This window comes from Methanophagales archaeon, from assembly GCA_021159465.1.
Classification (GTDB): domain Archaea; phylum Halobacteriota; class Syntropharchaeia; order Alkanophagales; family Methanospirareceae; genus G60ANME1.
The window spans coordinates 1-5,458 of sequence record JAGGRR010000001.1 but is presented as its reverse complement, the minus strand read 5'-3'; the positions used below and the strand labels follow the sequence as shown (position 1 = coordinate 5,458).

General features: G+C 44.4%; 9 protein-coding genes and 1 tRNA gene. All 10 read left to right on the top strand.

What is annotated here, in order from left to right; translation table 11 throughout:
* Window positions 1–816, top strand: an 816-nt coding sequence (locus tag J7J01_00050; GenBank protein ID MCD6209286.1) for a hypothetical protein, incomplete at its 5' end; no start/stop codon positions are given.
* Window positions 800–1,237 (top strand): hypothetical protein, encoded by a 438-nt coding sequence (locus J7J01_00045; protein ID MCD6209285.1) that lies wholly within the window; start codon window positions 800–802, stop codon window positions 1,235–1,237. The genes J7J01_00050 and J7J01_00045, both read left to right, overlap by 17 nt.
* A gap of 9 nt (window positions 1,238–1,246) precedes the next feature.
* Window positions 1,247–1,498 carry a hypothetical protein gene (locus J7J01_00040; GenBank protein ID MCD6209284.1) on the top strand — a complete coding sequence of 84 codons (252 nt, stop codon included), beginning with the start codon at window positions 1,247–1,249 and terminating at the stop codon, window positions 1,496–1,498.
* Window positions 1,499–1,544: 46 nt separating this feature from the next.
* Window positions 1,545–1,802, top strand: coding sequence for a hypothetical protein (locus tag J7J01_00035; protein ID MCD6209283.1), 258 nt, complete (start codon window positions 1,545–1,547; stop codon window positions 1,800–1,802).
* Window positions 1,803–2,010: 208 nt separating this feature from the next.
* Window positions 2,011–2,385 (top strand): hypothetical protein, encoded by a 375-nt coding sequence (locus J7J01_00030; GenBank protein MCD6209282.1) that lies wholly within the window; start codon window positions 2,011–2,013, stop codon window positions 2,383–2,385.
* Window positions 2,386–2,868, top strand: coding sequence for a hypothetical protein (locus tag J7J01_00025; GenBank protein MCD6209281.1), 483 nt, complete (start codon window positions 2,386–2,388; stop codon window positions 2,866–2,868).
* Window positions 2,869–2,967: 99 nt separating this feature from the next.
* A complete protein-coding gene (locus J7J01_00020; GenBank protein ID MCD6209280.1) occupies window positions 2,968–3,129 on the top strand; it encodes an AbrB/MazE/SpoVT family DNA-binding domain-containing protein in 162 nt (53 codons plus the stop codon).
* Window positions 3,120–3,245 (top strand) — tRNA-Thr (locus tag J7J01_00015). Before J7J01_00020 ends, J7J01_00015 begins: the two co-directional genes overlap by 10 nt.
* 207 nt (window positions 3,246–3,452) lie before the next feature.
* Window positions 3,453–4,973, top strand: coding sequence for a TROVE domain-containing protein (locus J7J01_00010; GenBank protein MCD6209279.1), 1,521 nt, complete (start codon window positions 3,453–3,455; stop codon window positions 4,971–4,973).
* A gap of 44 nt (window positions 4,974–5,017) precedes the next feature.
* Window positions 5,018–5,305: a hypothetical protein gene (locus J7J01_00005; GenBank protein MCD6209278.1), complete on the top strand. Its 288-nt coding sequence runs from the start codon at window positions 5,018–5,020 to the stop codon at window positions 5,303–5,305.
* The last annotated feature ends 153 nt before the right edge of the window (window positions 5,306–5,458 follow it).

The following is a 5,458-nucleotide window of genomic DNA, read 5'->3' as shown; positions in this document are numbered from 1 at the left end:
TCGGCGGAGGTCAAGAATAAGCAGAACACGATAGATTTTGTGAACTTTGCGAAGTTTATTATTCTCGGAAATAAGTTTCCAGAGGTGGAAGATACCACGTCAGCGTTTTGGGAGCGAGTAATAGTAATAGAATTTCCGAACCAGTTTATCGGTAATGCGATTCCAAACTACGAGCGGGTATTGGTGGAGAAGGATGGCATTGCAGGGTTTTTGAACTGGTGCTTGGAAGGTTTGAAGCGATTAGAAGCGAGAGGGTTCAAGTTTTCTGAAAGTAAGACTTCGAGGCAGAAGAAGGCGGAGTTTATGAGGATGAGCAATTCAGCACGTGCATTTTTAGAAGAGAGATGCGAGTTGGACCCTAATGCATATATATCTAAGGGCGAGCTTTACGATAGTTATAAGCTTTTCTGTGAGCGGGAAGGGCTAACGATTGTGGGTAAGAAGCGATTTTCAGAGATAGTGGGTGAGATTCCTCGTGTGTATGCGAAGCATAAAAAGATAGGTGGTAAAATACAGCGAGCATGGTTCGGGATAAGAGTAAAAGAAGAAGAGGAGGAAGAAGAGGAAGAGATATTCGAGTGGGAGAAAAAGGAGGAGTCTGATAGTGATAAGAAGAAGGAGAAGAAGAGTAAAACTAAGAAAAAAACCAAGAAGACGAGATATGTGAACATAAAAGACATAGACGAAAACGGTAATATTCCGCCAGAGGCTGAAGATGTTGAATTCCAAGCGAGGCAGGCGAAAGAAGCGAAGGAGAGGATGATGCGAGAGATGAATGAGAAGATGAAGGAGGTGGACAATGATGAAGCTATTTAAGAATCCCGCGGGTTATGTAGGTGCGAGGGACGAAATGGAGTTGCATCACTCGCTAATAGACGGACAAGTTAGGATACCAGGGCTTGAGCTCAAAAAGCACCATCCGAACTTTCGGCGACAGAAAGCGATACCGGATTTTCTCTTTGTGGATAAGGAAACGGGGAGGGATATTTATATTGAAGTAAAACCTTGGTTTCTAAGCATTTCAGACATTCAGCAAATCGTTAAGTATTGGATAATTATACGGGAGAGGCACAAAGAAGCCGACCTCGGAGTGCTTTGCGGTGGCGTTTCAGAGGAGAGAAGAGAACTATTGCAAAGGTTGGGAATAAGGATTTATCTCTTAAAAGACGTGGTCTCACCGCCTATCTGGTTCTTGTTTGGCGAGCAAAGCAATCAGGCGAATTCTTGCAGAAATTGAAAGGGAGAAATGAGAGAAGTAGTGATAATACAAAGAAAAGACGGGGAGGTAATAGATAAGCCAGATTATCTTTCACAAGACTATGTTTACATCTTAGCATATTATAACACGATATTGAGGGAAATAAAAAGAGACCGGGAGGGGGACGCTGATTTTCTTTTGGATAAACTGTTTGAATTGAAATATAAACTAAAATATATGAAGCAAGCATTAAACGGGAAACATAGCATTATAGTGTTGGTGGATTTCACGAGCCGATAACTTTTTATATACAAAGTTTAAACATATAATAGGTGATGTGAAAAAAATGCTCGTAACAATACTAATAGCGGTGCTCGCGGCGGCAATATTTGCGGCGAGCGGGTATTTAAAATCAGTAGGCACGGAAAATTTCGAGACAGCGAAATTTGCAGCAACTGTTCTTGTGGGCATAGTAGTTGGAGCGGTTATGTATGTCAGTGGCGCGCCGGTGACGGAGAGTAGTGTGGTGGAGCAGCTTGCGGCGTATGCAGGCGTAGTCGCTGTTGTGGAGAATGCGCTAAAAGCGTTTTTAAGACGATTGTAAGCCTCTCAAAAAAGTGTCAAGATGCAACAAAAAATATAGAAGTGGCGTAAGACCCCTGAGCGGTGGCATCGTGCGATAGCGCGAATAAGTCCACGGCGTGGCGAAAGGCGGCCTGCTACAAGTGTGCCCGCCAATAGTGATGCGGAGCTGAAAGAAAGCGTAGTAGAGTCCGGCTGAGTAGGTCGCTGGCGATGACGGGGCAGCCAGCATGAAAAAAATGCTGACGGATAAGGAAGCCGAATACATGGATGGGCACTTTAGGAGTTTCCTTCAACTTTTATGCGAATATTTTGGTATGAGCGAAAAGGATGCGTTAAGAGAGATCGAGCTGAGAGTCAACTTAACGAGAACAAAACTATTACAAAAACCTAAAGTTAGAACACTTCATCCTGCATATATTGATTTTAACGATAAAGCTAGCTCTTTGCTTATAGAATTTGGTTCTACTGGTGAAGAAACGCTCGAATCAAACGCTCATGTGTTGGTGAGCTTCTCAAAGTGTGGTTTGACTGGTGTAGAGATATTGTTTGATGATAAAGAGGTTGTCAAAAAAGTATCAGAAGCGTTTATAAGACAAGATTGAATGTGCACCGTTAAGAAAAAAACGAGGCAGGTTAAAGCTTCGTGTTATCTGTGGAACAAAAACTACGAAGGCGAGCCTGACGAATTCTCCATAGTGTGGGGGATTATAGAAAACTTTGAAACTGGAAAGACCGCGGTAAAATTCATTGTGGAAGTTGAAGACAAGAGAATAGTTATTTGGATTTCCGATCCCGTATCAATAGAATCAATGCTAAAGATGTTAGAGGACATTTTAAGGATGCGGTCGGAGAAGGAGCTGGAGGCGATGTCGCAGGGGTTGGAGAAGGATGCGAACGAGATACTCGCGGAGTTCAGGAAAAGCGATATAAGGAGGCAGACTTACGAGGGCACGGTAAAGAAGATGTGCGAATCTTGGGGCTTAAGCAAAGAACAGACGAGGAAGGTGATTGCGCTTTCGGTCGTGACGGCGAAGATGATTGAGGACATGTTCAAGCGGAGGCAAAACATTCCATACATTTACTGACATATCCACAAATTGAACATATCCATATCACCCTAATTTTTGATAGCATAAAGATAGTTTTATATATACCATTCACCATACCATTAATGGTGATAAGAGATGGGAGAAAAGAAAGTGCCAGTGCGTGTAGGTTCACAGCGGCGTGTAATCCTTCCGCCATCTCTTCTTGAGGAGATAGGTGTGAAGGAGGGGGATATAGTTCTGGTGAGTGTAACGAAGGCGAAGGTGGAAGAGGAAAAGCCTAACAAAACGCCCCCGTAGCTCAGCTTGGTAGAGCGCTATATGTACCGCTTCTCTATTCCTTTTCAAAAGAGGTGCAGAAGTGGTTACTTCGCCTTGTAAGCGAGAGGTCGCGGGTTCAAATCCCGCCGGGGGCATTGGAGGTGTGAGGAGAGATACTCCGGGACAGAACTCCCACGACTGCCCTTTGAGGCACTCTCTCCTCTTATTCCTCCGCTTTTTGCCTAGTGTCGGGTCAAAGCGCGCTAGGCAGTAGGGGTGAAGGAGTAGCTACACCGCTTATCCTGGGAGCGTCCCCGCTACTCCTTGTATTCCCCTTTCCCTCCTCAGGAGGTGATAGAAAAATGAAGAGGAAGACAGTTTGGAGGAAGTTGAGGCAGGAAGCGATACCAGAGCCTGAAAAAGCAAACAAAGAGGGATTTCCATCCTACAAGAGGACGATAGAGGAAGAAGTGCTTGCGGTCTTGATGACGGGGACGACGGCGAATTTGTTTTATGTGAAGGCGGAAGAGAACATCAAGGAGATGCTCGATGTGCTGAGGAGATGCGAGAATTTGCAGTTTCTGGCAAAGGCTACGGTGTATGCGAGGAACAAAGGCTTCATGAGGACATTACCGATAGCGAGCTTAGTGGAAATTTCGAGAAGGTCGCCAAAAGTTTTCAAGGAGATCGCGGACAAGGTCTGCCAGAACCCGCATGACTGGCAGCAGTTCATAGACATAGCGAGATCAAAAACGATAAGAGGAGGTGTAGGAAGAGCGCTAAAGGAGAAGATGATAAAGACAATAGCCAGCATGACGACCTATCACGCAGTTAAGTATCCAAAAGCGGTAGAGGACATGATAAACATAGCGAGACCGCGTGAGGATGTCAATCCTGTGGTGATAAACTACATCAAGAAGAAGATGCACGAGGGGGATGGGCAGTTAGAGGCTTTGAAGGTAGTAAAGACTTCCGAGAGCGAAGATGAAATCATAGAGGCGATAGAAAGAGGTCGGCTACCCTATGAGGTAGTAACGGGGAGCGTAAAGAAGATGACACCTAAGATATGGGAGGCTCTACTTTATCAGGCACCATATTTCAACCTCATTCGTAACCTCAACAACTTCGGAAGGAATGGAGTATTCGACAAGCGTGAAAATCTCGACTATGTGGTGAAGAGGATTACTGATGAGAACGCAATAAAACAGTCAAAAGTACTTCCCTTCAGATTTTATGTGGCTTACAGAATGCTTGAGGACTTTAGAGGCGCAGAGCGGCTAAAAACTGCTTTACTGCGTGCATTAGAGCTAAGCATTGTCAATCTTCCAGAAATACGGGACAAGGTAGCAATAGCAAGTGATGTGTCAGGAAGCATGAGCTCAAATCTTACGGGGGATTACAGCATTGTACAGTGTATCGATCTGGTGGGGCTATTTACCGGATGCCTCGTGAAGCGTTGTATACAACTGCCTGTGTTGCTACCTTTTGAAAGTGTGGTAAGGGAAGACATAGCAGCGGAGGCATATACAAAAGAGACGATCTTCGAGATAGCAAGAGTCTTCAAGGCAGATGGTGGGACGTCATTAAGCGCACCTGTCGAGTGGCTCATAGAGAAAAAAGAAGCCGTAGACCTGTTTATAGCATTTACAGATAACGAGGAATGGGTAGGACGGGGTTTCTTAGAGGCGTGGACAGATTACAAAAGAGATATAGCACCTCATGCGAGGGCATACCTCGTGACTTTACTGCCGTATAGGGACTTTCCAGCACCGCCACAAATAGAAGATGTTTACTTCATCTACGGCTGGTCAGATGCAGTGCTGAAATATATCACAGTGGATATTAAAGAACAGTTGCACGAAGTAGACAAAGAAGTGGTCTGACTGCATTTTTCGAGAACGGTTTAAGTAGGTGGAAAAAGAAGAAAATGAGCGGAAATAAGACATACTTCACTCGAAAAAGAGCTGAATTGGGGAATCAAAGCATCGCGGAGCGTTACGATGAAGGCAAATTTGTGAGCTTGGAATCAAGTTATAGAGGCTGGCAGCATCGTGAAATAGACAGAGTTACAGAAACTGCATTACAATTACTATATGAATTACCAGGGATGGCTTCTGGTGGCTTCTGGATGGATGATTTAGCAGCAACTTGCGACTTCATAGGTGACAGTTACAAAGCGTTGGCGAGGATGATTAGAGGTAGGAAAAAGAAATGAAAAATGAAGCGAGAGCATCTGCTGTTAGTGAAGGGAAAGATTGAGGAAATAGAGGATAAGATAGCGGATTTAAAGGCGATACTGTCTATAATCGAGGGATGGGAAAAGAGGAGGGGAATGGAGAACAATAGTGAGTATAATGTAAAAATGCGG

Bases quoted from the DNA above. Each gene is read 5' to 3' on its own strand.
- J7J01_00045 (MCD6209285.1), top strand. From the start codon at position 800: ATGATGAAGCTATTTAAGAATCCCGCGGGTTATGTAGGTGCGAGGGAC.
- J7J01_00040 (MCD6209284.1), top strand. From the start codon at position 1,247: ATGAGAGAAGTAGTGATAATACAAAGAAAAGACGGGGAGGTAATAGAT.
- J7J01_00035 (MCD6209283.1), top strand. From the start codon at position 1,545: ATGCTCGTAACAATACTAATAGCGGTGCTCGCGGCGGCAATATTTGCG.
- J7J01_00030 (MCD6209282.1), top strand. From the start codon at position 2,011: ATGAAAAAAATGCTGACGGATAAGGAAGCCGAATACATGGATGGGCAC.
- J7J01_00025 (MCD6209281.1), top strand. From the start codon at position 2,386: ATGTGCACCGTTAAGAAAAAAACGAGGCAGGTTAAAGCTTCGTGTTAT.
- J7J01_00020 (MCD6209280.1), top strand. From the start codon at position 2,968: ATGGGAGAAAAGAAAGTGCCAGTGCGTGTAGGTTCACAGCGGCGTGTA.
- J7J01_00010 (MCD6209279.1), top strand. From the start codon at position 3,453: ATGAAGAGGAAGACAGTTTGGAGGAAGTTGAGGCAGGAAGCGATACCA.
- J7J01_00005 (MCD6209278.1), top strand. From the start codon at position 5,018: ATGAGCGGAAATAAGACATACTTCACTCGAAAAAGAGCTGAATTGGGG.